Origin of the sequence: Streptomyces sp. SID5785 (assembly GCF_009870065.1) — a bacterium.
Lineage (GTDB): Bacteria > Actinomycetota > Actinomycetes > Streptomycetales > Streptomycetaceae > Streptomyces.
The window spans coordinates 1-1,018 of sequence record NZ_WWIA01001116.1; the positions used below are offsets into that span (position 1 = coordinate 1).

General features: G+C 76.2%; 1 protein-coding gene. It reads right to left on the minus strand.

The features are described 5' to 3' along the window. Positions 1-1,018, minus strand: a 1,018-nt coding sequence (locus GTW43_RS36175; protein WP_161306211.1) for an ATP-binding cassette domain-containing protein, incomplete at both ends; no start/stop codon positions are given.

The window sequence follows — 1,018 nt, forward strand, 5'->3', positions numbered from 1 at the left end:
AGGTGCGGTCGTGGGAGACCGCGATCACGGCGCCGGGGTACGCGGCGAGCGCCGACTGGAGGTCCTCGACGAGGTCGAGCGCGATGTGGTTGGTCGGCTCGTCGAGGATCAGCAGGTCGGCCGGCCGGGTGACCAGCCGAGCGAGCTGCAACCGCCTGCGCTGGCCCGCCGACAGCGCGGCGACGGGGACGTGCAGGTCCTCCTCGCGGAACAGCCCGAGGGCGAGGAGCCGATCGACGTGCTCGTCCGGCGGACCGGGCCGGCCGGCCGCGAAGGCGTCGAGCAGCGGGAGCCGGGTGGAGTGCGGGGGCAGCTCCTGGGCGAGGTAGCCGGTGCGGGCGGGGCGCCGGGCCGTGCCGGCGTCCGGTTCCAGGTCACCGGCGAGGACGCGCAGCAGGGTCGTCTTGCCCGCCCCGTTCTCCCCGCTGACGAGGATCCGCTGTCCCGGCGCGATCGTCAGCAGCCCCTCCAGGCACAGGCGTTCGCCGACCCGTACGCCGTCGAGCTCGGCCACGGGGCCTTGCGCGGGTGCGCCGTCGGCGGGTTGCGGGACGGCCGCGAAGCGCAGCGGTGCGGGCGGCTCCGCCACGGGGTTGCGGCGGAGCGCGTCGAGGCGTTCGCGGACGGAGCGGACCTGGCCGCCGAGTTTCGCCTCGCTGGAGCGGCGGTGCTTGCCGAAGCCCTGCCGGGGGTCGCGTCCGGTGACGGCGAGGCGCCGCCCGGCGGCCTCCAGCAGCTCCTCGGTGCGGGACACGTCCTCGACCCACTCCGTGTACCGCTGGAGCGCGCCGCGGCGGGCCGCGGCCTTCGCGGCGCGGTAGCCGGCCCAGCCGTCGCCGTACCGGCGCACGGCGCGGTCGTCCCGGTCGACCTCGAGGATCGTGGTGGAGACGCGTTCCAGGAAGCCGCGGTCGTGGGTGACCGCGACGAGGGTGCCCCGGTGGGCGCGCAGGTGTTCCTCCAGCCAGTGCACGGCGGTCGCGTCGAGGTGGTTGGTGGGCTCGTCGAGGAGCAGCAG